A 25865-nucleotide genomic window follows, 5' to 3' on the forward strand; every position below is an offset into this window, starting at 1 on the left:
ACAACCGGGAAATCCCCGCAGTTCGAGTCCTCACGGAAGGTCGGTGAGTGGCATGAAGTCGGTCACCGAATTCGTTCAACGATGGGCACTGTTCCTCGGCGCCGTCGCGGTGTGGGAACTGGTCACCAGGCTCGCGGACGACAACTTCTTCCCCCCTCCCACCAAGATCCTCGCCACAGCGGGCGAATTGTGGTTCACGGGGCCAAGTTCGCAACTGTTCCTCACCGACAGCGTGTTCGACGACATCCTGCCGAGTCTCAGCAGGATGTTCGGCGGCTGGGCCCTCGCGGTCGTGCTTGGTGTGGGGATCGGTGTCGCGCTCGGCCGGTCGAAGACCGGGATGGAGTACGTCGGCCCGCTCTTCGCCTTCATGAGGGCCATCCCGCCGCCGACTCTCATCCCCGTGTTCCTCGTGCTGTTCAGCATGGGAACCGGGATGAAACTGGCGACCATCATCTTCGGCTCGGTGTGGCCGATCCTGCTCAACACCGTCGACGGCGTGCGTTCGGTGAGCAACACGCAGCGGGAGACGGCGCGGTCGTTCCGCACACCGACGTCCTACTGGATCTCGATGGTCGTACTGCCCGCGGCAATGCCGAAGATCTTCGCGGGACTGCGGCTCAGCCTCTCGCTCGCCTTGATCCTCATGGTCGTCTCGGAGATGGTCGGTGTCACCGACGGCATCGGCTTCCAGCTCATCTTCTCGCAACAGCAGTACGACTTCGAGCTGATGTGGTCGTGGATCGTGTTGCTGGGTGTTCTGGGATACGGGCTCAACGCACTTCTACTCATGGTCGAGCGCAGGGTGCTCGGCTGGCAGCCCACCCGCGGTGACGCGAACGTCAAAACAGGAGCTTGATATGTCAACGATGCTGGAGGTGAACGGGCTCAACCACCGCTACGGCGGTGGAGAGGGCGCGCATGTCGCGGTGAACGACCTGTCGTTCACCGTGGAAACCGGGCAGCTGGCGTGCATCGTCGGCCCTTCGGGTTGCGGTAAGTCGACACTTCTGCGCTGCATCTCGGGGTTGATCACGCCCACCGGTGGTGAGGTGAAGCTGCACGGCGACAAGGTGGACGGTGTTCCCGAAGACCTCGCCGTCGTGTTCCAGGACTACAGCAGGTCGCTTTTTCCATGGTTGTCGGTGCGACAGAACGTCGAGTTCCCGTTGCGGTGGAAGAAGATGTCCCGAGCGGAGCGCAAGGAACGAGCGCTGGAAGCACTGGAGTGGGTCGGCTTGCCCGGCGTGAGCAACAAGTATCCGTGGCAGTTGTCCGGCGGTATGCAGCAGCGAGTCTCGATCGCGAGGGCGCTCGCGCGGCGTCCCGCGTTGCTGCTGATGGATGAGCCGTTCGCGTCGGTCGACGCACAAACCCGGTTCGACCTCGAAGACCTGCTCAGGCAAGTTCAGCTCCGCAACGGCAGCACGATCCTGTTGGTCACGCATGACATCGACGAGAGCGTCTACCTCGGTGACCGGGTGCTCGTGCTGTCGAAGTCGCCCGCCTCCATCGTGGCGGACCTTCCTGTCGATCTGCCCCCGGAGCGGGAGCAGATCTCGACCCGCGAGTCGTTCGCGTTCGTGACGATGCGCAGTGAGGTGGCGAGGCTGCTGCACAGCCCTCCGGGTTCCTCGGCGGCTTCGGCTGTTTCGGGGGTTGCAGCTTCGACTGTCTCGGCTTCGGCTGAGGCGAGCGCGGCCGCGGCGGACATCGCCGAGTCCGAGGCGGCGGAGAAGGCCGAAAGTTCGAGCGAAGCCGCTGTTGGGGAGAACGACAACGAAACGCGGACCGAGGCATCCAACTCGCACTGAACCGCGGTGCGGGCCGAGCAGGCTCGGTAGTTCGCCGGTCGGCGCCGGCAGCGCGCGTTGCCAGCGCGTTTTCACCCTGCTGGCAGGCGATCGCGGTTGTCCACGCCGACACACGTCGCGAGGGCGTCCTTGCTGGGTGACACCCAGCAAGGACGGCTACCGGAGCACGCCAGATCCAACACATACTCCTCACGGGCAGCGGAGCGACAACCTTCGCCCGCGCGAAGCCGGACCTGTTCCCCGCCCCACACAGCGCGCCCGAGCGCTTTCCTCCCCAGCTCACCCGAAGCCCGACGACAGCAAGGGAGCCTTACTAACAAGTAACGTCAGTAAGGCTCCCTTGCTCAGTTCCAAAGGTCAGTAGATCTTCTCCGGACTCGGGTCCACCCGGACATGAACCAGATTCGGCCGGAGATCGGCGAAGGCGGCGGCAAACGCGGCCTTCAGCTCGGCGGGTTGCTCGGCTTGGTAAGTCGCGCATCCCATGCCGTTCGCGAGCGCGACGAAATCGATGCCACCGAGGTCGACCCCCGGCAGCTTGGCGCCACCCATGGCCTCACCGAGGATGCGCACCGCCGCGTATTGCGAGTTGTCCAGCACGACAAAGGTCACCGGCACCTGTTCCGTCACCGCCGTCCACAATGCCTGGATGCTGTACATGCTCGAACCATCACCGAGCACCGCGACGACTTTGCGCTCGGGACGAGCGATACCGACACCGATCGCCGCCGGCAAGGCGTAACCGAGTGTGCCGCTCGCCCCGGCAAGGAAGCCCATGTCGCAGGACCTGATCGGCAAGTGATCATGCAGGGCGTTCCGGTGACTTGGTGCTTCTTCCACCACGACGGCATCATCCGGCAGCATTTCGGCGAGCACACTGTAGACGTAGCTACCGGAAACGGGAGTCGACTCGGCCGGTTGTGGTGGCCGAACAAGCGCGCGAGGCGACGGCCGAGTCACGGCGCCAGCCCGCTCGACCAGTGCCCGCACCGCTAGCCCCACCGTCGCCCGGACTCCGATCCCCTGAGGGGCTCTCGCCAGCACTTGCTCGTCGTCGCTCACCACATACATCGGTGGCAGGGCGGTCTCCGCCTCACCCCGATAGACGTGGTAGGTGAACGCCGGCGCACCCAGTACGATCACGAGGTCGTGCGAGGACAGAGTTTCACTCAGGGCAATTCGTTCGGGAACGAGGAACCCAAGGAACGACGGGTGATCCTCTGGGAACGAACAGCGGGACGACATCGGACTCTCGTAGACCGCAGCCCTTGTCCGCTCGGCAAGCGCAATAACCTCGTCCACCACGCCATCCTGATCGACAGCGGAGCCGACCACGATCGCCGGTGCCACGGCAGCATCAATCGCGGACACCAGTTCGGCCAGCACATCCGGATCCGCCGCGAAGCCGGGAATTCGTGGCCGCGCCGTGATCGGCGCCGTCTCGACGTCCCAGTCGTCGGCGGGCACCGACACGAACACCGGACCGTACGGCGGTTGGGTCGCGACGTGATATGCGCGTGAGAGCGCGGCTGGTACATCCTCGGCCCGCGCCGGTTCACAACTCCATTTCACGTAAGGCTGCGGAAAGACCGCCGCATCCGTAGCCCCGAGAAACGGATCTTCCGGTAGGAGCGAACGAGTTTGTTGCCCTGCGAGGATGATGAGCGGGCTGCGGTTCCGGTAAGCGGTGAAGACACTCCCGAGAGCGTGCCCGACACCTCCCGCCGAATGCAGGTTCACCACAGCCGGACGGCGCGCGGCCTGAGCGTAGCCGTCGGCCATCGCGACCACGACGGATTCCTGAAGCCCGAGGACATAACGGAAATCGGAGGGCCAGTCGGTGAGGAACGGGATCTCCGTAGTCCCCGGATTACCGAAGACCGTGGTCAAACCCCATTCTCGCAACAGTTCACGGGTGACATCGCGTACGGTTCCCACAACCTCACGCTAGCTGGTCACGCCATGGCATCACCCAGCGCGGTCATATCGTGATAGTCCCGCGACCACGCGATCTTTCCGTCTCGCACACAGACCACGAAGATGTTGTGCACAACGGACTCCTTGCTTGTCGCGCCCGCAACGACCCGGTAGTCGCACTCGGCAATGATCACCTCGGGATCCGAGCTCTCGTGCACAACCAGGTTCCGCACCTCGATGTCAATGGGAAGAGCGTCGGTCCGGACGAAATGTTCTTTGATGGCCTCCTTTCCTTCCAGTCGCAACTCATGCGGTCTCGCGAACGGTTGCTCGACAACAGCATCGTCGGCATACAGGCCGAGCACCGCCTCCCACTCCTTGCCCGCCACGCAACGGAGCTGCTCTTCGAGCACGAAACGAGGACTCGCGTAGACCATGGACCTCTCCCTCACTAGTATCGGAGTGTCAACTCCGGTTCTTTGAACGATACGGAGCGTCTACTCCGCTTGTCAAGGAGAAGAGTATGAGCCCCCGGGCTGACGCGGTACGCAATCGCACGAAGGTCCTCGCCGCAGCAGACGAAGTCTTCGCCGAACTCGGCACCGACGCACCCACTGACGAGGTCGCCAGGCGCGCCGGCGTCGGCATCGGCACGGTGTTCAGGCACTTCCCCACCAAGGAGGGGCTGCTGGCCGCGGTGTTCCAAGAGCGTCTTCGCCAGGTCGGCAGCGAGGCAGCAGCCATGGCGACCAGCGAGGATCCAGCGGAAGCATTCCACGAACTGTTCACGAAGCTCATCGGCAACTCGCGCACGAAACAAGCGCTCGGCGAAGCACTCACCGCCGCCGGCATCGACGTCGACGACGCGATCGCGCCGGTGCGCGACGAGGTCCGCGGAGCGATCGCCATCCTGCTCGCGAAAGCTCAGGAGGCGGGCGGTGTTCGCGGCGACATCGGGGTCGACGAGGCCATCGCGTTGCTGATCGGTGCGTCGCAGGCTTCGGCGGCCGTCATCGACATCAGCATGCGAGCCAGGACGCTCAACGTGTTCCTCGACGGTCTCCGCCCCTGACAACCATCCGCGAGTCCCCCGCTCACGACGGCGACTTCTGCATTCAGGGCAGCGAGTTCCACGTTCAAGCGCAGGGTGGCGCCACCAATCCATCGGGTCCGACACGGAGCCGACCTCAGGAATGCCTCGCGCACGCAGGCCCCGGATCCCGCGTACCGCACCACGGAAATTCGCCCACTCCGCAATACCGGTTCGGCCAACATCGACGCGGAACTCGCACCCCAGCGCGGGACTCGAACTAGTCGACTCGCGCGTGCCTTCCGCGCTCCATCCCGTCCTGGAAGCTGGCCATTCGCGAGCGGACCTCATCAGGCGTCCTGCCGACCGGAGGGCTGGTTACCGGATCGGCGACCTGATCCGCAACGGGAGCCTCGTCGTCCTCGGTCGGCCATTCGACGTCCTCCGCGCGCGGTTCCTCACCTTCCCTGAACCACTGGGAGAGCACGGCCTCGTACGCGGGCATCCGGTCGGTCGGAGCATCGTCTTCCAGGGAGAACTGCTCGTTGTCGTCCTGCGTCGGCCATTGGGGTGCCTCCGACCACCACGCGGCTGCCCTCGGCGGCACTTCCGGCCAGAACCACGCGTCGGCTCCCGACTCGGCTTCCTCGTAGCCGACGTGGTCCGTCTCCGGAAGCTGCTCGTTCTCGAAGAGAGGCTGCTCATCGAAAACGGACCCGCCGGCCGCGGCGACTTCACGCGGTTCATTCGGTGGGCCAGGCTGGGTGAACTCGTCCAGCTCAGCCAACTCGTCGAGCGCATCGAGCTCGTCCAAGCCACCTGATTCGACAGTCTGCCCCGGCGCGGGTTCTGACTGAACCGGCACGGGATCACCGAACTCGATCAGCCCGGCCGGCACGACGACGGTCGCCGTCATGCCCCTGATGTCGGCCGAGGAGAGCCACACCCGGATGCCGTGCCGCTGCGCCAGCCTCGCTACGACGAAAAGCCCCATGCGCCGGGAGACCTCGACGTCGACGGCCGGAGGCTCGGCCAACCTCGCATTCGTCCTCCTGATCTCGGCGTCCGGCATTCCGGCTCCGCGATCGATGATGTCGATGCGCCATTCGTCGTCCTGCGTCACGGAACTGACCACCGAAACCGGGCTTTCCTTGCCCGAGTACGCGGTCGCGTTCTCGAACAGCTCGGAGATGACATGGACGAGGTCGCCGACGACCTCACCTCTCACCGAAAGCCGAGGCGTCGCCGCGATCTTGATCCGGGGATAGTGCTCGACCTCGGAAAGCGCGGCGCCGACGACCTCGTCGGCCGGTACCGCGCCCGGCAGTGGCCTTCCGGCGTCCTGACCCGCGAGCACGAGCAGGTTCTCGCTGTTGCGGCGCATGCGGGTCGCGAGATGGTCCAGTTCGAACAGTCCGCTGAGGATGTCGGGATCCTGCTCGTGCTCCTCCATCCTGTCCAGAACGGAGAGTTGCCGCTCCACGAGATCCTGACTTCGCCGCGAGAGGTTCACGAACATCGAGTTGACGTTCTCCCTCAGCAGCGCCTGCTCGCCGGCCAGCTTCACGGCCTGGCCGTGCACGGCGTCGAAGGCTCTCGCGACCTGGCCCAGTTCCTCCCTGCTGAACACCGGAACGGGGGCGACACCGCGGAAATGCGGGCTCTCCGGTCTGGGATCGGGATCGGCGAGGATGCCCTGTACCGCGGCAGGCAGGCGGTGTTCGGCGACGTCGAGCGCGGTACGTCTGAGCACCCGCAGCGGCTTGAGCAGCGAGCGCGCGATGAGCACGGCCAGCACGGTGGCCACGAGCAGCACCCCGACCACGATCCCGGCATCCGTTATTGCCGACCGCCGCCCGTCGGCGGCCAGGGTGTCCGAACGTTCCTGGAGTTGTGCGTGCAAGGCGTCCTGAACGAGCTTCACCAGATCGACCGTGTACGTGACGGAGATGTCCCACTCGCGTGGGTCAAGCGCCGTCAGCCGCTCCTCGTCCTCGGTGGAGGCGAGGACAGCGTCCACGACGCGGTCGGCCGCGTCGACCACCGCACCGTCGACGGTGGCGCCGTACATCCGCTGCTGCTCGGGTGTGGCGAACTTCATGAAATCCTTGTGCGCGGCCGACCGTTCGGCCTCCGCCGCGAGAAGCGCCCTTTCCCTTTCACCGGAAAGTGTTTCGGCGGCCAGTGTCTCGGCGACGAGCGCTCTCTTCACCGACATCTGGTTCTTGACCTTGGCGAGTGCGCTCACCGCGAGCCTCGTGCGCGCGAGTTCGTCGTCCGTGCTGTTGGAAACTGCCTGGTCGCCGAGGTCGAGCAGGCTCGATATCAGCTCGCTGTAAGAATCCTGAATCTCCGAGGCCGAACCCGAACGCTCTCCCGCGTTACGCAGGCTTGCGAGAGCGCCGAGCCGGTCCACCTGGCGCTGAAACGTGTCGACCGCGTCCGAGGAGAGGTCCGGCTCCAGTTCCACGAACTCGCGCTCGAAGGATCCGACAGCCGCGTCGGCCCTGTCCCGCTGTTCTCGCAGCTCTTCGAGTCCGTCCTGGCGCCCTCCCGCGACATGCCGAACAGTCATGTCGCGTTCGCGCTGCAATTCGTGCACGACGTTGGCAGCGACCGTGTCGACCCTCGCTCGCTGCGCACCCTCCGTGAACTCGCCCGCACGCCCGAGATCGGAGCGGACACGCAATCCCACCAGCACGACAACCGCGAGCATCGGGATCAGCAACACGGCGAGCAGCCTGGTGCGAAGCCGCCAATTCCTGAGGCGCCATCGCCCCTTCGAGCGCCTGGGATCCACCGCGTCACCCAGAGGGGGACGCTCGCCGCGACGGGTCACCTGGCTTCCTCTGTCCCACCTTGTCAATCCGCAGTCAGGGCACGTCCCCGAGAAACCATTGGAGGGTAGCGACACCCTTCATCCACCGGAAGACGCCCAGGAGTGCCGCCGGGTTCGGTGACGATGGTATTGGTACATCCGGCCTAACCTCCAACGGCTCCCATCCGGCCGGCTTCACGTGATCCAGCACCCGGCGAGCGGGAACTTTCGCGAACGGAGAACGTATAAAGGAGGGCGTGAGTGATGGCCCCCTTATCGTCCAGTCGGACAAGACCGTGCTCCTTGAGGTCGACCACGACCGGGCAGAGGACGCCCGGATCGCGATCGCGCCCTTCGCGGAACTGGAACGCGCCCCTGAGCACGTCCACACCTACCGCGTGACGCCACTCGCACTGTGGAACGCGCGAGCAGCCGGACACGATGCCGAGCAGGTGGTGGACGCACTCACGACCTACTCGCGGTTCCCCGTTCCCCAGCCGCTGCTCATCGACGTCGTCGACACCATGGGCCGATTCGGGAGACTGCAAATCCACAACAGCCCCGTTCACGGGCTCTGCATGGCGACGACCGATCGCGCCGTCCTCGAAGAGGTGCTGCGCAACAGGAAGATCAACCCGATGCTCGGGGGACGCATCGACGAGGACACGGTCATCGTGCATCCCTCGGAACGCGGCAGGCTCAAGCAGATGCTGCTCAAGATCGGCTGGCCGGCCGAGGACCTTGCCGGTTACGTCGACGGCGAGGCGCATCCCATGTCACTCGATGAAGACGGCTGGGAGCTGCGGAATTACCAGCGCGAGGCGGCACAGGCATTCTGGGCGGGCGGCTCGGGTGTCGTGGTCCTGCCTTGCGGGGCTGGCAAGACGCTTGTCGGCGCCGCCGCGATGGCCAAAGCCGAAGCGACGACATTGATACTCGTCACCAACACGGTCGCGGGAAGGCAGTGGAAACGGGAACTGATCGCGAGGACCTCGCTCACCGAGGAGGAGATCGGCGAGTACTCCGGCGAGCGCAAGGAGATCAGGCCCGTCACCATCGCGACCTATCAGGTGATCACCCGCCGCACCAAGGGTGAATACCGGCACCTCGAACTCTTCGACTCCCGCGACTGGGGGCTCGTCGTGTACGACGAGGTGCACCTCCTGCCCGCGCCGGTGTTCCGGATGACTGCCGACCTGCAATCGCGCAGGCGGCTCGGGCTCACCGCGACGCTCGTCAGGGAGGACGGCCGCGAGGGCGACGTGTTCTCGTTGATCGGCCCCAAGCGATACGACGTTCCGTGGAAGGACATCGAGGCGCAGGGCTGGATCGCACCGGCTGAATGCGTCGAAGTGAGGGTCACGCTCACCGACAGCGAACGGCTCACCTATGCCACGGCGGAGAGCGAGGAGCGCTACCGCCTCGCGGCGACGGCGCACACGAAGACCGCGGTGATCAAGTCGATCGTCGAAAAGCACGCGGGAGAACCGACGCTCGTCATCGGCGCTTACCTCGATCAGCTTGAGGAACTCGGCGCCGAACTGGACGCTCCGGTGATCCAGGGTTCGACGAAGAACAAGGAGCGCGAGGCACTTTTCGACGCCTTCCGGAAGGGCGAGATCGACAAACTGGTCGTGTCCAAGGTCGCGAACTTCTCGATCGACCTTCCTGAGGCCACTGTCGCGATCCAGGTCTCAGGCACGTTCGGTTCGAGGCAGGAGGAGGCCCAGCGGCTCGGCAGGCTGCTTCGCCCCAAGGAGGACGGTCGCCAGGCGCACTTCTACTCAGTTGTCGCGAGGGACACCGTCGACACCGATTACGCGGCCCACCGGCAACGCTTCCTCGCGGAGCAGGGGTACGCCTACCGCATCATCGACGCCGACGACCTGCTGCGCCCGCTCTGAGCTTCTCAGGCGAGCACCCGCGACTCAGTCAACGTAGCGAGCACCTGGTCCGCTTGGTTTTTCGCACCGAGCGCGTTGGGGTGAATCGGCGCGGCCGGTGACGTCAGCAGGATGCCCTCCACCCATTTCACTCCCGGCTTCTGACACATGTCGTGACCGATGCTGCTGCGGTAGGTGTCGACGAAGATCGCACCGTGTGCCGCCGCCTGCTCAGCCAGCACGTCGTTCAGCAGCTTCGTCGCGTCGCGCAGGTAGGGTGCGTCACCAGCCGAGATCGGAACGAACGGCCAGCAGCTTGCTCCTGAATCGGGCATGATCGTCGGGTATCCGACGAGAACGATCTCGGCCGAGGGCGAGCGGTCGCGGATGCCGGCGAGCACGGCTCCGAGCTTCGGCCCCACCGCGCGAACCTTCTCGGCGAGTTGATCGCTTCCGCCCCTGTTGTAGTGGTCCTTGCACGGTGAGCCGTAGGGCGAGCCGAGGCCGAACGTCGCGCAGGTGACGACAACTTCCGCGAAGGGGATGTCGTTGCCACCTATGCCCACGGTGACGAGGTCGGTGTCGTCGCGGAGCGCGTCGAACTGCGGGGTGGTCAGCGGCCCGAACTGGGACGTCGTCATGTGGTCGGTCGTCGCGCCGCCGCAGCTCACGTCCGTGAACCCGGCGGGCGCAATCGCTTGTGCCACCAATGATGGGTAGTTGCGATTCGATCGCGTGCACAAAAGGTCGACCTGGCGCGGGATCAGGGACCCCGACGTATAGGAATCACCGAGAGCCACGTAGGAGCCGTAACCGGCGGCCTGGACATTCGCGAAGGGAACGAAGATCGCCATGACGATCGCCGCGACCAGCGTGGCGAGAACCCGGCGCATAGTGGCCTCCTCGACGGCGAAGCGGCTTACTACCGACAAGTAGCTACTGAACAGTAGCGCGACGCGCACCGCAGGACAACGCGCACGAACAAGCATCAAGCCGCCGGAGGAATGGCGCGACAAGCCGTAATCAGAACCGAACTCCAATCGACTCCTTTCGCCTCACCGATACACCGAACGAGTGAACCACCAACCACCCACGCCGCCACTCCACCAAAACTGTCACACCCTCGAACTAGTGTTCGACACGTTATCGAAATACCTGTTCAGAGGGGTCCATCATGACTGGCGTGCAGTTTCGGCCACACAGCTCTTCATCCGAACTGGTCTTGCCGCCCGGCCGGACGCACACCAACGACTTCTGGGTCTCGGACGAGCCGATCCAGAACCCCGATCTCTACCTCGGGTGTGTGGCCGCCTATTCGCGGACGGGCCGGTGGCCGGTTCTCATCCCTCCCGATCCTCGGTTCCGGCTCTCAGGTGAGGACTGGCTCGACGACAGGCCGTGGCTGCATCCCGCCGTCGACAAGGTCGCCGACATCGACGTCGCGGCAGCGTTCTCCCAGTGGTGGAGCCGCCCATGTTGCGAAGGCAATTGCCTCCACCCGTTCTCCGAGGGGTTCCCAGGACTGGCCCGAAAAGCTCCTGGAAAAGGAGACCCGTTGGCGGAGGCCGGCAACACCGGCTCGATTCTCGCCTCGCGGGGCGATTGTCGTCTTGGCCTCGTCGCCGCCGACCGGCCCGCGGACGTCCCCTCGGTACTCGGCTGGCGCGGCATGATCGCCATGACCGACCGTGTGGAAGCCGTCTCTGCGGTGTTGCGGAGCTGGGAGGACCGTTTCGGCGCCGTGCTCATCACGCTGGGTTTCGACGCTCTGGAGCTTTCCGTCGCCACACCTCCGAAGGTGCGCGACCGCGCGCTGCTGGTCGCAGCCGAGCATCGCGCGTTCTGCCTCGCGAATTTCACGGAACAGCCCGGAACATTGCAGGAATTCGCCGCCGACCTGACCGGTAAACGCCTGTGGTCGTTCTGGTGGGACTGAGCATGAGAACCGCAACCGTGTCAGGCTCGGGGTATGCAGGCGTCGAACCGAACCACGCGAAGACACCGTGGCCAGGTCCGCATAGGCACCTCGGGCTGGCTCTACCCGCCGTGGCGAGAAACCTTCTACCCCAAAGGGCTCGCGCACCGCCGAGAACTGGAGTACCTGGCAAGCCGGGTCGGCACAGTGGAGATCAATGGATCGTTCTACTCGTTGCAGCGACCGGCGAGTTACGAAACGTGGTACTCCCAGACACCGGATGATTTCGTCTTCGCCGTCAAGGGTGGCCGGTTCATCACCCATATGAAACAGCTACGCGGAGTGGACAGTGCACTGTCCAACTTCTTCGCTTCCGGAGTTCTGGCACTCGGCTCGAAGCTGGGCCCCGTCCTCTGGCAATTACCACCACGCCTGGCGTTCGACGAGCAACGGCTTGCGTCCTTTTTCGACGTGCTGCCACGGAACACGGTCGCCGCCGCCGACCTTGCCCGGCATCACGACGACAAACTGAAAACCAAGCCATACCTGGAGGTGATCGAGAACAAGCCGATCCGGCATGCACTGGAAGTAAGGCACCCGAGTTTCACCGGCGAAGCTTTCGTCAACCTGTTGCACGAGTACGACATCGCTCTCGTCGTGGCCGACACGGCGGGAAAATGGCCGTACAGCGAGGAGGTGACCACCGACTTCGTCTACGTGAGACTGCACGGCGACAAGGAGCTGTATGCCAGTGGCTATACCGAACGGGCATTGCGCAAATGGGCCGAGAAGATCACCGCATGGCGTTCCGGAGGCAAAGATGTGTACGTGTACTTCGACAACGACATGAAAGTGAAGGCCCCGGGTGACGCGATGAACTTGGCGAAGTTAGTCGACCATCCCGAAGGTGGGGCGATTCCACGCTCCGCAGGTGACGCCAATTAGCCGGTACCTGACGGTGACTATCCTTCTGTTCGAAACTCGCCCGAGGAGATCACGGACCGCCACTCCGAGATCGTGAACCCGTGGTGGCTACGGCGATCGGTACCCGCAGCGCGTGTGTTCAGGCACTTCGGGATTGGCCGGCGTGCGCCCCTTCGGCTATCTCCTCGATCATCTTGTCGTTGAACGCGGGAAGGTCGTTGGGATTACGACTGGTCACAAGCCCATCATCGACCACGACTTCCTCGTCGACCCATTCCGCGCCCGCGTTGCGCAAGTCGGTCCGCAGGCTCGGCCACGAGGTCAGTCGGCGACCACGCACGACATCAGCTTCGACCAAGGTCCATGGGGCATGGCAGATGGCCGCGACGGGCTTCTTCCGCACGAAGAACTCGCGTACGAAATGCACGGCGTCGGCATTTGTCCGCAGTGCGTCAGGATTTGCGACCCCGCCGGGAAGGACCAATGCGTCGTAGTCGTCCACGGAGGCGTCGCTCACGACCTTGTCGACGGGAAACGTGTCCGCCTTGTCGAGGTGGTTGAAAGCCTGGATCTCGCCCGGCTGGAACGAGATCAGCTCGGGCCTGCCGCCCGCGTCCCGAACGGCTTTCCATGGCGAGGTCAGCTCCACTTGTTCGACGCCTTCTGGCGCCACGACAAAGGCGACCCTTCGACCAGCAAGTGTCTCGGCCACGTTCGTTCCTCCTCGTCCGGTTGGCTCTGCCCGTGACTACCCCGCCGATGGCCGTGACAAAACGCATGACCGACGTGATTGGAGATTGAGTGGATGACCACTGAAAATAGGTAGGTGAACGCTGAACTCGTATACGCCGTGCCTCTTCGTACCCGGTTCCGGGGCATCACGGTACGTGAAGGGGTCCTGCTGCGCGGCCAGGCCGGCTGGGGCGAGTTCTGTCCGTTCGCCGACTACACCGATGCCGAGTGCGTGCCATGGCTGGCGTCGGCGCTGGAGGCATGCGAGCAGGGATGGCCCGCGCCCGTGCGAGACACGGTGGAGGTCAACGCCACCGTTCCCGTCGTCACGCCTGAGCAGGCGCACGCGATGGTCTCGGCCTCGGGATGCCGGACCGCGAAGGTGAAGGTCGCCGATCCGCGTTCGTCCCTTGTGGACGATTGCGATCGCGTGTCCGCGGTGCGTGATGCGCTGGGTGCCTCCGGAGCGGTCAGGGTGGACGCCAATGGCGCGTGGGACACCGAAACGGCGATTGGCGCCATCACGGAACTCGACCGCGCGGCGGGTGGCCTCGAATACGTGGAACAGCCTTGCCGTTCCATCGAGGAACTGGCCGCGGTACGCCGCAAGGTCGAGGTGCGCATCGCCGCGGACGAGTCGATCCGCAAGGCGGAGGACCCGTTGCGGGTCGCGGTGGCCGAGGCGGCCGACGTCGCCGTGCTCAAGGTCGCTCCGCTCGGCGGGGTGCGACGAGCCCTTGACGTGGCGGAGGCGTGTGGGCTGCCATGCGTTGTGTCGTCGGCGTTGGAGAGCAGCGTCGGTATCGCGGCGGAACTCGCACTGGCCGGAGCGCTGCCCTCCCTTGACTTCGCGTGTGGGCTCGGGACGATCTCGCTGTTCACCGGCGATGTCGCAAGTAGGTCGCTGTCCGCTGTGGACGGGTACCTTCCGGTGCTCTCGACGGCACCGGAACCCGACCTGATCGACAAGCTCGAAGCCGAAGGCGACACCCGATCCTGGTGGCTGGACAGGCTCGCACGCGTCCGTGCCCTCGTTGCCGCGTAAGCACGAATGGGCCTCGCGCCGCAGGTGGGACGCGGCGCCGATGACAAGGCTTGCCCTCGGGGCCACGCCGTCGCCAAGGCGGCCACGCGGCCACGCGGCCACGCGGCAACGCGGCAACGCGGATCGCGCCTCGGGACTTCGTCGTCAACACGGCCTCACGACACCACCGCACACAACCAGCACAACGCCGCCGCCTCACGGCGTCTGGCATCGCGGCTGTTCGTCTCACCAAACTTGTGCGGCCCGGAGGTGACCGCACAGCTCACGCTCTGTTCTCCGCGAGAGGGCTATACGGCGGCTTCGTCCGCATGCGGGTTCGGGCCCTGCGAACGCAGCGGCAACGTGTCGAACGCCGCGGGGGGCTCCTGCCACGGATCGGACGGCGAACCGGCTTTGGCATCCCTGATGGCCCGCCACACGCGCTGCGGCGTGAGTGGCATGTCGAGGTGCCGCACCCCGAGATGCTTGACGGCATCGACGACGGCGTTCTGCACAGCCGGAGTCGAGCCGACCGTCGCCGATTCACCGATTCCCTTGGCCCCCAGCGGATTGAGCGGGGTTTCCGTCTCGGTGTTCGAGACGTCGAGCGGCGGAATCTCCATCGCCGAGGGAACGAGGTAGTCGGCGAGCGTTCCCGTCACCGGATTGCCGTCCTCGTCGTAGGTCACCTGCTCCCACAACGCCTGCGAAATCCCCTGTGCGGCTCCTCCGTGCTGCTGCCCCCTGACGATCAGCGGGTTGAGCACCCTGCCACAGTCGTCGACCGCGATGTGCCGCAGTGGCTTGACGAAACCGGTCTCCGCGTCGACCTCGACAACCGACACGTGGGCACCGAAGGGGAACGTGGCACCACCCGGGACGAAGTCGGTGTTCGCACCGAGCTGGTCGCCGTTGTCCTCGGCCTCCCGCGCCAGTTCGGCCCAGCTCAGGCTCGCGCTGGGAACCCCGACGACGCCGATTCTGCCGTCCTCGGTCAACTCGACGTCCTCGACTGCCGCCTCCAGGACGCTCGCGGCGAGTTCCTTGGCCTTGCCGATCAGCAGCTCACTCGCCTCCCTGACGGCGCTGCCACCGATCTGTAGCGACCGCGAACCCCCCGTACCACCGCCTCGGGGAATCAGCGCCGTGTCGGACTGGACGAAATCCACCGACTCCATCGGAATCCCGAGAGCGTCCGAGACGAGCATGGCGAACGACGTCGGATGTCCTTGTCCGTGTCCGGATGTGCCGACCTTGATGGTGGCCCTTCCGTCCTGACTCATCTCGACGGAGGCATATTCACCACCGCCGCCTCCACCGGTGATCTCGACGTAGGCGCTGATCCCGATACCGAGCAGCACGGTCTCGCCTGCCTCGATTCTGCGTGCCTGCTCTGCCCGCAGCTCGTCGTAATCCGCGATGCGGAGCGCTTCCCGCAGTGGGAGGTCGTAGTCGCCGGTGTCGTACTTGGTCCCGACCACCGTCGCGTAGGGGAACTCGTCCGGAGTGAGGAAATTGCGGCGGCGGATGTCGACCGGATCCATGCCCAGTTCGGCGGCGCCCAGGTCGATGATCCGTTCCAGCATCGCGGCCGCTTCGGGCCTTCCGGCTCCCCTGAACGCGCCGGTCGGCGTCGTGTTGGTGAGCGCGGCGATCCCCGCATAGCTGATCTTCGGTATCCGGTAGACGCCCTGCGCCATGTTGCGGGTGGGGCCGAGCGCGAACACGCCACCGAATCCGGCGTAGGCACCGCAGTCGCCGATGACCCTGCAATGCAGGCCGGTGATGTCCCCTTCGGACGTGAGGCCGAGTTCCACGTACTGGACCTGAGCCCTGCTCTGCGGCATGGCCTGCAAATTCTCCGAGCGGGTCTCGATCCACTTCACCGGTTTGCCGAGTTTGCGGGCGGCGCCGACGGCGATCTCGTACTCGGCGACAAGTCCGAACTTCCCGCCGAAGGCGCCACCGACGTGTGGTGCCAGCACCCGGATCCGCTCCTTGGGCAGGTCGAACGCCTTCGCGGCAACCGCCCACAGCACGTGCGGGGCCTGGGTGGAAACGTGAATGGTCAGGTCGTAGTCGTCGTCGGCGCCGCCGGGGACAACCGCGATCGCGTTGCCCTCCATGGGAACGACGGCGATCCGCTGGTTCTCGATCCTCGCTCGCACGACGACGTCGGCATCCGCGAGGACTTCCGCCCCGACGGCGTCCCTTTCCCCTGCCGCGATATTCGAACCGAGCCCGGGGAACTGCAACGGCGCGTCCGGCGCGACGGCCTGCTCAAGGTCGATGACCGCGTCGAGCGCCTCGTAGTCGACGTCGACGAGTTCGGTAGCGTCCGCCGCGGCGACCGCGGTTTCGGCGACCACGACGGCGACGGGATCACCGACGAACCGCACCCTGTCCGTGGCCAGCGGTGGGCGCACGCAATCCCTGTTGACCTCCATGAACTGCCTGACCGGCGGCAGTTCCAGGTCAGCAGCGGTGTAGACGGCGACGACGCCGTCCGCCTTCGCCGCCTCGCTCACGTCGATGCCGGTGATCTCGGCGTGCGCGAACGGCGAACGCACGTAGGCGAGGTGCAGAACACCGTCGATGGCCAGGTTGTCGACGTAGGAACCCTTGCCACGCAGCAGTTCAGGGTCCTCGACCCTGCGTACCTCGGTTCCGAGCAGTGATCCGGGCATGATCTTGACGATAACCGCGGAAGAGGCTCGTGCACAGGTGGAGTAACTCAGGGTCGGAAATCCGGGGTCGGCCAGGGGGCGATCCCCGATGTCAGTACGCGCCGCGACCCGCAGGATGAAGTCATGACGAACAACGTGACGACGAAGAAGCTCCGCCGCAGTTCGACCGACAAGATGCTCGCGGGCGTATGTGGTGGCTGGGCACGCATGCTCGGCGTCGACGCCGCTATCCTGCGCATCCTCTTTGTCGCCGCCACGATCTTCGGGGTCGGCGCGCCCATCCTTCTCTACATCGCCTGCTGGCTGCTCATGCCGGAGGACGAGGCCGCGTGATCAGGCCGGGAGAAACGGCGAGGCCGTCCTGACCGCGACGAACGCGGCCAAGACGGCCTCACAGGTTGAGCGGTTGAGCAAGTGGTAAGGACTCAGAAGTCCATGCCACCCATGCCACCGGTCGGGTCACCGGCCGGAGCGGCACCAGCCTTTTCCGGCTTGTCGGCGACGACGGCCTCGGTGGTCAGGAACAGACCGGCGATGGAGGCAGCGTTCTGCAGAGCCGAACGCGTGACCTTCGTCGGGTCCGGCACGCCGGCGGCGAGCAGGTCCTCGTACTCACCGGTTGCGGCGTTGAGGCCATGGCCCTGCGGGAGGCCCTTGACCTTCTCCACCACGACGCCACCCTCAAGACCGCTGTTGATGGCGATCTGCTTGAGGGGAGCTTCGACGGCGATCTTGACGATGTTCGCGCCGGTCGCCTCGTCACCCTTGAGCTTGAGCCCGGCGAAGGCGGCCTCGGCGGCCTGGAGCAGAGCCACGCCACCACCGGCGACGATGCCCTCCTCGACGGCAGCCTTGGCGTTGCGCACCGCGTCCTCGATGCGGTGCTTGCGCTCCTTCAGCTCGACCTCGGTGGCGGCACCGGCCTTGATGACGGCAACGCCGCCTGCCAGCTTCGCCAGCCGCTCCTGGAGCTTCTCGCGGTCGTAGTCGGAGTCGCTGTTCTCGATCTCGGCACGGATCTGGTTGACCCTGCCCTGGATCTGGTCCGCGTCGCCCGCGCCCTCGACGATGGTGGTCTCGTCCTTGGTCACGACGACCTTGCGGGCCTTGCCCAGCAGGGAGATGTCAGCGTTCTCCAGCTTGAGGCCGACGTCCTCGCTGATGACCTGGCCACCGGTGAGGATGGCCATGTCCTGCAACATCGCCTTGCGACGGTCACCGAAGCCAGGCGCCTTGACGGCGACGGACTTGAAGGTGCCGCGGATCTTGTTGACGACCAGGGTGGCAAGAGCCTCGCCCTCGACGTCCTCGGCGATGATCAGCAGCGGCTTGCCGGACTGCATGACCTTCTCAAGCACGGGCAGCATGTCCTTGACGTTCGAGATCTTCGATCCGAACAGGAGGACGTAGGGGTCCTCCAGGACTGCTTCCTGCCGCTCGGCGTCGGTCACGAAGTAACCCGAGATGTAGCCCTTGTCGAAGCGCATACCCTCGGTGAGCTCAAGCTCAAGGCCGAAGGTGTTCGACTCCTCGACGGTGACGACGCCTTCCTTGCCGACCTTGTCGAGCGCCTCGGCGATCAGCTCGCCGATGGTGCGGTCAGCGGCCGAGATCGAGGCGGTGGCAGCGATCTGCTCCTTGGTCTCGACCTCCTTGGCTGCCTTGTGGAGCTGCTCGGTCACGGCTTCGACGGCCTGCTCGATGCCCCGCTTGAGGGCGATCGGGTCGGCGCCGGCCGCGACGTTGCGCAGGCCCTCCTTGACGAGCGCCTGTGCGAGCACCGTGGCTGTGGTGGTGCCGTCACCCGCGACGTCGTCGGTCTTCTTGGCAACTTCCTTGACGAGTTCGGCCCCGATCTTCTCCCACGGGTCCTCAAGCTCGATCTCCTTGGCGATGGAGACGCCATCGTTGGTGATGGTCGGCGCGCCCCACTTCTTTTCGAGCACGACGTTGCGGCCACGAGGGCCAAGCGTCACCTTGACGGCTTCGGCGAGGGTGTTGAGGCCGCGCTCAAGACCGCGGCGGGCGTCCTCGTCGAACGCAATCAGTTTGGCCATTGCGGTGTGGTCCTCCGGTAATCGGACACGTCCTCGGCCAGGCTCGGTGCCCGCGACGGACGACCAGCTCCGGTTGTCCCGGATCCGGCCTCACCGTCCCGACCTTCAGGCGGCGGTCGGCGACCTGCCGCCTAGCACTCGACGGTGCCGAGTGCCAATCTCGTGTTTAGCACTCTCAAGGTGAGAGTGCAAGGAGATGGCGTCACCCACCAGAGCCGGGAACCACCGGAATCGAGGTCGGCGGCGGGTTGTTTCCGCCGGTGTTCGACGGTGATTCGGTGGGACCGTTCGACGGCGATCCGCCCGGCCCGACCGGGATTTCCGGAGCGCTCGAACCGTTTGTCTCGGGGGTCGGCGGCTGCGGATTGCTCTCCTTGTCGTCACCCGTGAGCAACAGGATCACGGTGACCGCGGCTCCGGCGACAACGACCGCGACGACCACCCAGATGATCCACGCCTTGCTCTTCTTCGGCGGCTGGTTGAACCCGCCCGGCTGCCCGCCGTAGCCGGGGGGAGGTCCCTGCGGCGGCATGCCCATGCCGGGTTGCGGATTCCCGTACGGCCCCTGCTGCCCGTAGCCAGCCACACCGGAAGGTGGTTGCTGACCGTAACCAGGGGGTTGCTGCCCCTGCTGCATCGGCTGGCCCTGCTGCCCTGGCTGACCCGGATACCCCGGTTGTCCGGGTTGCCCCTGCTGTCCTGGCTGCATCGGTGGCTGCCCTTGCGGTTGTCCCGGCTGTCCGGGTTGCTGGCCGTAGGGATGCACTGCCCCGCCCTCTCCGTGTTGTGCGACCGCCACCGGCTGCTTGCCCGGCATCGTCACCGAGGCCGCCGGATCAGGTTCGAGTGCTTTACGCGCGGACCCGATCAGATCAACGCAGCTTGAATACCGGTCATGGGGATTTTTGGCCATCCCCTTCCGCACAACGCCGTCGATGGCTTGCGCGAGCTTCGGCACCAGACGGGAGACGGGAAGTGCCTCGCCGTTGAGGTGTCCCTTGATCACTGTTTGCACATCGCCCTGGAACGGTGGGCTACCGGTGAGACAGGCGTAAAGCATGCAGGCGAGCGCGTACTGATCGGTCCTGCCGTCGAGCGGTTCGCCCCGCAGATGCTCCGGCGCCGCGTAGGTCGGGGAGCCGAGAAAATCGCCACCACGGGTGCGATGGCCGGTCGCGCCGCGCCGCGTCAGTCCGAAATCGGCGACGTATACGTGCTCCCGCTGCGACTCCCTGCTCGTGACGAGAATGTTGGCCGGCTTGACATCCAGATGCACGAGCCCGCGATTGTGCAATGTGTCGAGCGCGTCGGCCGCCTGTTCGAGCAGATCGAGCGCCCGCTCCGGCTCCATCGGCGAGCCGCCGATGAGACTGGCGACATCCGAACCGTCGACGAGGCGCATCGCGATGTAGAGCATGCCGTCGAGTTCGCCGAAGTCGTACAGCGGCACGATGTTGGCGTGATCGATCGCCGAGGTGTTGCGTGCCTCGTCGACGAAGCGTTCGCGGAACTCGGCATCAGCGCCGAGATGTTCCCCGATCACCTTCAAGGCCACCTTGCGCCCGAGACGGACGTCGGTGGCCTTGTACATCACGCTCATACCGCCACGACCCAGGACACCGTCGATGCGGTAGTTGCCCAGCCGCCGACCGGTGAGGTCCCCCGACGCATCGCCTGTCACGGGCCGAAGCCTAACGCCCACGCCCACGCGTCACCTCGAAGAGGCAGTAGTTCGGGGTGTGCGCTGCGCCGGAACGCGAGCGGCACCGGGCAGACCGGACGCCCTGGTACGGCAACCGATGTTCCCCTGGCCCGTCGTTCCGCGTCACGAGGGGCCGACAGACGAGGTGAAAGCGCGTGCGCCGTTCTAAGAGACCTTGCGAACGTCGGCGGCCTGACTACGGCCGTCACGTCCCGCGGTTATCTCGAACTCCACCCGATCACCCTCGTCGAGGGTCCGGAAACCGTCCGCTTGGATCGCGGAGTAGTGTACGAAAACATCGGGCCCCTCAGGGGACTCGATGAAGCCGTAGCCTTTTTCCGCGTTGAACCATTTGACCGTGCCGACAGCCACGGCGTCCTCCTTGCACCAAACCGAAAAACGCGGACAGTCCCGCCTGTCCCGTTCAAAGCTTGGATCACGCTACCGGAGAATTCAGGCTGGGCAATGGTCAATTTGCGGTAACTACGCGCGACTTCTCGCCTGAATCAGAATGGTGCCCGGTCCGGCGAAGTCGAGTGCGAGCCCTTCCCCCGAGCGCACCGACTGCGGGCCCACCGGATCTAGCGCTCGCAATCTGACCTGGATGCTGTCCGGATAGGCCAGCACGAACGCGGGCCTGACAGTGACGATCTCGCCCGCGGCGAGCTGAAGCGCGTCAACCGGTCCGTTGGTGGACAGCACGAGTTGCCCTGTTCCGCTGAAGTGTTCCAGAAACCCACTGTCAGAGCCGAAAAGCGACTGTAGAGCGGGCCACGCGGGGTCAGCGCGAACCGTTGCCGGCCTGGCGAGCACCCTGCCCCGCGCGACCGACCACCCGGCACCACCGTCGAACTCAAGCGGATAGACGTCGCCGGGATGTGCTGGCGCGAGGTCGATCCAGCCGCCGCCTTCGGGCGCGGTGAACACCGAAGGCCCCTTTCCTCGTCCCGTCCGCGACTCGCTCACACCGAAACTGCTCGCGATCATCGTCTCGGCGCCCGCTTCGACCGCTTCCCCTTGGGACAGCACGATCCTGGCGACCCCGAACGTCGGGGTGTGCCGGGTTTGCACCTCCATGTCCGGCTACCGTTCCCGCTACCGGGACGGCACCTGCGCGATCACCCACGCCGCGAGAGCGGATGGGTTTCGCGTCTGCGTCATGATCTGTCCAGGACCGGCGAAATCGAAGACGAAGCCTTCGCCACTCTTGAGCGTCTGGATGACGCCGGAGGAAACTTTGCGAAGCTGTGACTGAACGGTCTCGGCATAGGCGACGACATGTCCCGAGTCGATCGTGATCATCTCGCCTGGTTGCAGATTCACCACATCCATTGCGCCGTAACAGGCGACGATGAGCTGCCCCCGTCCGGTCGCGTAGGTGAGAAAGCCGCCCTCGCCGCCGAACAGTTTGTTGAATCCGCCCCATTTCGTTTCCGTCTGCACACCGTGTGAAGAGGCGAGCCACGAGCCGCGCGTGACGCACCAGCCGACGCTGCCGTCCATGTTGATCACCTGGATGTCGCCTGGCAGGTGAGCGGCCACGTCGACCCAGCCGCCGTTCTGCGGAGCGGTGTAGGTCGAGATGAACAGTGATTCGCCGCCGAGGAACGCGCGGCCGAGCCCCTTCATGACGCCGCCTTGCGCCTGTGCCTGCACCCCGACCCCGTAGCTCGTCGCGGCCATGGCTCCCGCCTCGACATAGGCGGGCTCGCCCGGAGCGAGCATCAGCCTCGCCACCGCGAACGACGGCTGGTGCCGGAGCTGTACCTGCATTGATCCTCCCCATTGGCGCGTGTCAGCGGGGAGAGTCTTGCACGAGGGATTTCCAGGGGGAGGATGGTCCGCGTGATCTCCGTCGACGAATACCGCGCAACGGTCACCGACCTGCTCGGCACCCGGAAGCCCGCCGAGTTCCCGCTCGCCGACTGCGCGGGGCTTGTCCTCGCGAACGACGTGCGTGCCGGCGTTTCCCTTCCCCCCTTCGACAACTCGGCGATGGACGGCTACGCCGTGCGCGCCACCGACGTGGCCGGCGCCACCGGCGCAACTCCGGTCGAGTTGCCGGTGGCCGAAGACATCCCGGCCGGAAGGACGGAGGTGCCACCGTTGAGGCCGGGTACGGCCCACCGGATCATGACGGGCGCGCCGATGCCCTCCGGAGCCGACAGCGTCGTGATGGTCGAGCACACCGACGCGGGTGTCGAACGGGTCCGGATCTTCACGGCGGCCCAACCGGGAGCACACATCCGGCGCACCGGCGAGGACGTCGTCGGTGGGACCGTCGCGCTCTCGGCGGGATCGGTCCTCGGCCCCGCGCAACTCGGCCTCGCCGCCGCGGTCGGGCTCGACCAGCTGCCGGTGCACGCCCCGCCGAAGGTGCTCGTGGTGTCCACCGGAACCGAACTCGTCCTGCCTCCTCGGCAACTGCGGCACGGACAGATCTACGAATCCAACAGCGTCATGCTCGCCGCGGGTCTGCGTGCCCTCGGCTGCGAGGTCGAACTGGTCCGCAGTGTCGCCGACGACGTGGACACCTTCCGCGCGACGCTCGAGCCCAAACTCGACGGCGCGGACCTCGTCGTGACGTCAGGCGGGGTGAGCGCGGGTGCCTACGAGGTGGTCAAGGACGCCTTGGCTGACGCGGAAGTGCACTTCCAGAAGGTCGCCATGCAGCCCGGGGGACCGCAGGGCTGCGGAAGCTGGCTCGGCGTCCCCTTCGTGACACTTCCAGGAAATCCGGTCAGCGTGCTCGTCTCCTTCGAGGCGTTCCTGCGGCCCGCGCTGCTCTCGATGCTCGGGCACACCGGGACCGACCGGCAGCACGTCAGAGCAAGGCTTACGGAGGCACTGCGGTCGCCGTCGGGCAAGCGCCAGTTCCGCCGCGGCTACTACACGCAGAGCCAGGGTCAGGTGACCGGTGTCGTCGGTCCGCGCGGCGGACCGGGCTCCCACCTGCTCGCGGCGTTCACGCAGGCCAACTGCCTTATCGTGTTGCCGGAGGAGGTCACGGAGGTGGCGGCGGACTCCGAGGTCGACGTCCTGCTGCTCTAGTGTTGCGGGGTATGGGCTTCTTCTCCTGGATCCTGTTCGGCGCGCTGGCAGGCTGGGCCGCGAACCTGGTCGTGGGTGGCCGCGACCGGCAACGGCAGGGATGCTTGATCAGCGTCCTCGTCGGTGTGGTCGGCGCCGCGCTCGGCGGGCTCATCTACCGGCTGGCGACCGGTGAGGAGAAGACCTTCGCGTTCGACTTCGCGAGTTTCGGCGTCGCCGTTCTTGGCGCGATCGTGTTACTCGGGGTCCTCCGGCTGGTCGAGCGAAGTCGTCACTAGCCGTACAAACCGCGACGCTTTGTAACGTTTTCCACACCAGGGGTTATCCTCGCTGGCCGCTGGCCTTAGGATCAGCCATCCGCGGCCGGGTGGCGTACGGCGTCGGGGGGCGCACGCCACCCGGCCCGTCCACGGAGGGAGATTGGCGTAGCGTTGAGGCCGTCAATCCCATGAGACATAGCGGGAAAATCGGACCGACAGGCAGCCTGCCGCGAAAGCATGGCGGCGCCGGCTCCCCGCGAACCGACGGCAGGCCCCCGGGAAGCCGCGTTCGCGAAAGCAGGCGCCCGAGCTGCGGAAATGAAGATTCGTGAGCACATCCAGCACTGGTGACGCGACCACGCATGTGAGCCCGCTCGGCCACGCGGTGCAGTTAGCCCGCGAAACGCTGCCACCCATGCACCCCGCGGGAAGGCCCTTCGTTCTGGGCGGCGCGGTGGCGACGCTCGCACTGCGTGCTTTCTCGAAGCGGCTGGGTCTCGTCGTCGGCCTCGGCACCCTCGCCACGGCCGCGTTCTTCCGCGAACCGCGACGGGTTCCTCCCGCGAGGACAGGTATCGCCATCGCGGCAGCCGACGGCCTCGTCTCGCTCATCGAAGAGGCGGTACCCCCTCCCGAACTCGGTCTCGACGACACCCCGCGCATGCGGGTCAGCGTCTTCCTTTCCGTCTTCGACGTGCACGTCCAGCGTGCTCCTTCGGCGGGAAAGGTCGAGCGGGTCGCCTACCGGCAGGGCAAGTTCCTCTCCGCCGACCTCGACAAAGCCAGCGAGGACAACGAGCGCAACTCGGTGCTGCTGCGCACCGATGAAGGCCACGAACTCGTCGTCGTACAGATCGCCGGTCTCGTCGCGCGCAGGATCGTCTGCCAGATCGACGAGGGCGACCGCGTCGAACCAGGGGCCACCTACGGGCTGATCCGGTTCGGTTCGCGAGTGGACACCTACCTTCCCCACGGCAGCACGGTGCTGGTCAGAAAAGGCCAGCGCACGATCGGCGGCGAGACGCCCATCGCCGAGCTCGGCGCACCCCGGGGGAGCTGACATGGCGACTCCCGGCGTGCGGCTACTCCCCAACGCGATCACCGTTCTCGCCCTGTGCGCGGGTCTCTCGGCCGTCCAGTTCGCCCTCACCGGCAACTACGTGCTCGCGATCGGCGCCATCGGTGTCGCCGCCGTGCTCGACAGCCTCGACGGGCGCATCGCGAGGCTGCTCGACGCGACCTCCAAGATGGGGGCCGAGCTCGATTCGCTTTCGGACGCGATCTCGTTCGGCGTCGCTCCCGCACTCGTGCTCTACATCTGGCTGCCGTCCTCAGGCAGGCTCGGCTGGGCCATCGCGCTGATCTTCGCCGTGTGCATGGTGCTACGGCTCGCCAGGTTCAACACGCTGCTCGACGACACGGAGCAGCAGCCTTACGCCAACGAGTTCTTCGTCGGTGTCCCCGCGCCTGCCGGCGGCCTGCTCGTGCTGCTCCCCGTGATCCTCACCCAGCAGTTCGGGCAGAGCTGGTGGTCGACCGACGCCGCGGTGTGGACGTGGACCATCGCCATCGCGATCCTGGCGATCAGCCGGATACCGACGCTCTCGCTCAAGACGGTCAAGGCACCGGCGAAGGCCGTCGCTCCACTGCTGGTCGGGGTCGGCCTCGTCGCGACCGCGATCATCCAGTGGCCGCTCATCGCGCTGGCCTGCGCGCTGTTGCTGTACCTCGTGCACATCCCCTACGCGGTGCGGCGCTACCGCTGGCTGGCGAACCACCCCGAGGCGTGGGACGTGCCGCCCAAGGAACGCAGGGCCATCAGGCGCGACAGAGGCTCGCGGCGACTCGGTCTTCGCAAACCGCAGTTCCGCAAGGTCGCGGGTGCCGCGCGCAGGGCGGTCCGCAGGCCGAGACCGACCACGCAGCACGTGCCGAGGGTGTACCCCTCCGACTCGGCGGCACCTCCCGCCAGGGCGGGCGAGCGCGGGCCACGCAGGCGCAACTGGCGACGCATCGGCCTGCGGCAGCGCGGCGACTGACCACGCGGCGAC

The 25865-nt window shown here is 66.0% G+C and carries 23 protein-coding genes; 12 read left to right on the forward strand and 11 right to left on the reverse strand.

The window, feature by feature from the left end:
* Positions 1-52: 52 nt before the first annotated feature.
* Together BAY61_RS28290 and BAY61_RS28295 are read left to right on the forward strand one after the other, a co-directional pair.
* Positions 53-859: an ABC transporter permease gene (locus tag BAY61_RS28290; RefSeq protein ID WP_091803337.1), complete on the forward strand. Its 807-nt coding sequence runs from the start codon at positions 53-55 to the stop codon at positions 857-859.
* 1 nt (position 860) lies between these two features.
* On the forward strand, positions 861-1814 hold the full coding sequence (locus BAY61_RS28295) for an ABC transporter ATP-binding protein (RefSeq protein ID WP_091803334.1): 954 nt from the start codon (positions 861-863) through the stop codon (positions 1812-1814).
* 357 nt (positions 1815-2171) lie between these two features.
* Here BAY61_RS28295 and mdlC read toward each other — a convergent pair whose 3' ends face one another.
* Positions 2172-3752 (reverse strand): benzoylformate decarboxylase, encoded by a 1581-nt coding sequence (mdlC, locus tag BAY61_RS28300; protein WP_091803331.1) that lies wholly within the window; start codon positions 3750-3752, stop codon positions 2172-2174.
* A gap of 17 nt (positions 3753-3769) precedes the next feature.
* Positions 3770-4168 (reverse strand): nuclear transport factor 2 family protein, encoded by a 399-nt coding sequence (locus BAY61_RS28305; RefSeq protein ID WP_091803328.1) that lies wholly within the window; start codon positions 4166-4168, stop codon positions 3770-3772.
* An 86-nt stretch (positions 4169-4254) separates the two neighbouring features.
* Here BAY61_RS28305 and BAY61_RS28310 point away from each other — a divergent pair, with 86 nt between their 5' ends.
* Positions 4255-4803 carry a TetR/AcrR family transcriptional regulator gene (locus BAY61_RS28310; protein ID WP_091803325.1) on the forward strand — a complete coding sequence of 183 codons (549 nt, stop codon included), beginning with the start codon at positions 4255-4257 and terminating at the stop codon, positions 4801-4803.
* A gap of 238 nt (positions 4804-5041) precedes the next feature.
* Here the strand turns inward: BAY61_RS28310 and BAY61_RS28315 are convergent, their stop codons facing one another.
* Positions 5042-7600, reverse strand: coding sequence for a sensor histidine kinase (locus BAY61_RS28315; protein WP_091803322.1), 2559 nt, complete (start codon positions 7598-7600; stop codon positions 5042-5044).
* 236 nt (positions 7601-7836) lie between these two features.
* Here BAY61_RS28315 and BAY61_RS28320 point away from each other — a divergent pair, with 236 nt between their 5' ends.
* Positions 7837-9483, forward strand: coding sequence for a DNA repair helicase XPB (locus tag BAY61_RS28320; protein WP_091803319.1), 1647 nt, complete (start codon positions 7837-7839; stop codon positions 9481-9483).
* A 5-nt stretch (positions 9484-9488) separates the two neighbouring features.
* On the opposite strand, the gene BAY61_RS28325 is transcribed toward BAY61_RS28320, so the two are convergent.
* Entirely contained in the window at positions 9489-10355 is an 867-nt protein-coding gene (locus BAY61_RS28325; protein WP_211323554.1) for an SGNH/GDSL hydrolase family protein, read from the reverse strand.
* A gap of 281 nt (positions 10356-10636) precedes the next feature.
* Here BAY61_RS28325 and BAY61_RS28330 point away from each other — a divergent pair, with 281 nt between their 5' ends.
* Together BAY61_RS28330 and BAY61_RS28335 are read left to right on the forward strand one after the other, a co-directional pair.
* Positions 10637-11398, forward strand: coding sequence for a DUF4253 domain-containing protein (locus BAY61_RS28330; protein WP_091803316.1), 762 nt, complete (start codon positions 10637-10639; stop codon positions 11396-11398).
* 33 nt (positions 11399-11431) lie between these two features.
* A complete protein-coding gene (locus BAY61_RS28335) occupies positions 11432-12322 on the forward strand; it encodes a DUF72 domain-containing protein (RefSeq protein ID WP_091803313.1) in 891 nt (296 codons plus the stop codon).
* A gap of 118 nt (positions 12323-12440) precedes the next feature.
* On the opposite strand, the gene BAY61_RS28340 is transcribed toward BAY61_RS28335, so the two are convergent.
* Complete coding sequence (locus BAY61_RS28340; RefSeq protein WP_091803310.1) at positions 12441-13013, reverse strand: type 1 glutamine amidotransferase domain-containing protein; 573 nt, start codon at positions 13011-13013, stop codon at positions 12441-12443.
* 114 nt (positions 13014-13127) lie between these two features.
* Here BAY61_RS28340 and BAY61_RS28345 point away from each other — a divergent pair, with 114 nt between their 5' ends.
* A complete protein-coding gene (locus tag BAY61_RS28345) occupies positions 13128-14078 on the forward strand; it encodes an o-succinylbenzoate synthase (RefSeq protein ID WP_091803307.1) in 951 nt (316 codons plus the stop codon).
* Positions 14079-14365: 287 nt separating this feature from the next.
* Here the strand turns inward: BAY61_RS28345 and BAY61_RS28350 are convergent, their stop codons facing one another.
* Positions 14366-16744 (reverse strand): xanthine dehydrogenase family protein molybdopterin-binding subunit, encoded by a 2379-nt coding sequence (locus tag BAY61_RS28350; RefSeq protein WP_091803304.1) that lies wholly within the window; start codon positions 16742-16744, stop codon positions 14366-14368.
* Positions 16745-16867: 123 nt separating this feature from the next.
* Between BAY61_RS28350 and BAY61_RS28355 the strand changes: the two genes are divergently transcribed.
* Positions 16868-17077 (forward strand): PspC domain-containing protein, encoded by a 210-nt coding sequence (locus tag BAY61_RS28355; protein ID WP_091803301.1) that lies wholly within the window; start codon positions 16868-16870, stop codon positions 17075-17077.
* A 92-nt stretch (positions 17078-17169) separates the two neighbouring features.
* On the opposite strand, the gene groL is transcribed toward BAY61_RS28355, so the two are convergent.
* The 5 genes from groL to BAY61_RS28380 all read right to left on the reverse strand — a co-directional run bounded on the left by groL (position 17170) and on the right by BAY61_RS28380 (position 22276).
* Positions 17170-18801: a chaperonin GroEL gene (gene groL, locus BAY61_RS28360; protein WP_091803299.1), complete on the reverse strand. Its 1632-nt coding sequence runs from the start codon at positions 18799-18801 to the stop codon at positions 17170-17172.
* Positions 18802-19003: 202 nt separating this feature from the next.
* Positions 19004-20482, reverse strand: a complete 1479-nt coding sequence (locus BAY61_RS28365) for a serine/threonine-protein kinase (RefSeq protein WP_091803296.1) — start codon at positions 20480-20482, stop codon at positions 19004-19006.
* Positions 20483-20668: 186 nt separating this feature from the next.
* Positions 20669-20875 carry a cold-shock protein gene (locus BAY61_RS28370; RefSeq protein WP_091803293.1) on the reverse strand — a complete coding sequence of 69 codons (207 nt, stop codon included), beginning with the start codon at positions 20873-20875 and terminating at the stop codon, positions 20669-20671.
* A gap of 111 nt (positions 20876-20986) precedes the next feature.
* Positions 20987-21580, reverse strand: coding sequence for an AIM24 family protein (locus tag BAY61_RS28375; protein WP_091803285.1), 594 nt, complete (start codon positions 21578-21580; stop codon positions 20987-20989).
* Between the two features lie 18 nt (positions 21581-21598).
* The gene (locus BAY61_RS28380; RefSeq protein ID WP_091803282.1) at positions 21599-22276 is read right to left on the reverse strand and encodes a TIGR00266 family protein; all 678 of its coding nucleotides are present in this window, start codon (positions 22274-22276) and stop codon (positions 21599-21601) included.
* Positions 22277-22348: 72 nt separating this feature from the next.
* On the opposite strand from BAY61_RS28380, the gene moeA reads away from it, so the two are divergent.
* The 4 genes from moeA (at position 22349) to pssA (ending at position 25853) form a co-directional block, all read left to right on the forward strand.
* Entirely contained in the window at positions 22349-23554 is a 1206-nt protein-coding gene (gene moeA, locus BAY61_RS28385; protein ID WP_091803919.1) for a molybdopterin molybdotransferase MoeA, read from the forward strand.
* A gap of 11 nt (positions 23555-23565) precedes the next feature.
* Positions 23566-23832 (forward strand): GlsB/YeaQ/YmgE family stress response membrane protein, encoded by a 267-nt coding sequence (locus BAY61_RS28390; RefSeq protein ID WP_091803278.1) that lies wholly within the window; start codon positions 23566-23568, stop codon positions 23830-23832.
* A gap of 310 nt (positions 23833-24142) precedes the next feature.
* A complete protein-coding gene (locus BAY61_RS28395; protein WP_091803275.1) occupies positions 24143-24874 on the forward strand; it encodes a phosphatidylserine decarboxylase in 732 nt (243 codons plus the stop codon).
* A 1-nt stretch (position 24875) separates the two neighbouring features.
* On the forward strand, positions 24876-25853 hold the full coding sequence (pssA, locus tag BAY61_RS28400) for a CDP-diacylglycerol--serine O-phosphatidyltransferase (protein ID WP_091803272.1): 978 nt from the start codon (positions 24876-24878) through the stop codon (positions 25851-25853).
* Positions 25854-25865 lie beyond the last annotated feature (12 nt).

Origin of the sequence: Prauserella marina (assembly GCF_002240355.1) — a bacterium.
In the GTDB taxonomy this organism is placed as follows: Bacteria; Actinomycetota; Actinomycetes; order Mycobacteriales; family Pseudonocardiaceae; genus Prauserella_A; species Prauserella_A marina.

Bases quoted from the DNA above. Each gene is read 5' to 3' on its own strand.
- BAY61_RS28290 (WP_091803337.1), top strand. From the start codon at position 53: ATGAAGTCGGTCACCGAATTCGTTCAACGATGGGCACTGTTCCTCGGC.
- BAY61_RS28295 (WP_091803334.1), top strand. From the start codon at position 861: ATGTCAACGATGCTGGAGGTGAACGGGCTCAACCACCGCTACGGCGGT.
- BAY61_RS28305 (WP_091803328.1), bottom strand. From the start codon at position 4,168: ATGGTCTACGCGAGTCCTCGTTTCGTGCTCGAAGAGCAGCTCCGTTGC.
- BAY61_RS28310 (WP_091803325.1), top strand. From the start codon at position 4,255: ATGAGCCCCCGGGCTGACGCGGTACGCAATCGCACGAAGGTCCTCGCC.
- BAY61_RS28325 (WP_211323554.1), bottom strand. From the start codon at position 10,355: ATGCGCCGGGTTCTCGCCACGCTGGTCGCGGCGATCGTCATGGCGATC.
- BAY61_RS28330 (WP_091803316.1), top strand. From the start codon at position 10,637: ATGACTGGCGTGCAGTTTCGGCCACACAGCTCTTCATCCGAACTGGTC.
- BAY61_RS28335 (WP_091803313.1), top strand. From the start codon at position 11,432: ATGCAGGCGTCGAACCGAACCACGCGAAGACACCGTGGCCAGGTCCGC.
- BAY61_RS28350 (WP_091803304.1), bottom strand. From the start codon at position 16,744: ATGCCCGGATCACTGCTCGGAACCGAGGTACGCAGGGTCGAGGACCCT.
- BAY61_RS28355 (WP_091803301.1), top strand. From the start codon at position 16,868: ATGACGAACAACGTGACGACGAAGAAGCTCCGCCGCAGTTCGACCGAC.
- groL (WP_091803299.1), bottom strand. From the start codon at position 18,801: ATGGCCAAACTGATTGCGTTCGACGAGGACGCCCGCCGCGGTCTTGAG.
- BAY61_RS28375 (WP_091803285.1), bottom strand. From the start codon at position 21,580: ATGGAGGTGCAAACCCGGCACACCCCGACGTTCGGGGTCGCCAGGATC.
- BAY61_RS28380 (WP_091803282.1), bottom strand. From the start codon at position 22,276: ATGCAGGTACAGCTCCGGCACCAGCCGTCGTTCGCGGTGGCGAGGCTG.
- BAY61_RS28390 (WP_091803278.1), top strand. From the start codon at position 23,566: ATGGGCTTCTTCTCCTGGATCCTGTTCGGCGCGCTGGCAGGCTGGGCC.
- pssA (WP_091803272.1), top strand. From the start codon at position 24,876: ATGGCGACTCCCGGCGTGCGGCTACTCCCCAACGCGATCACCGTTCTC.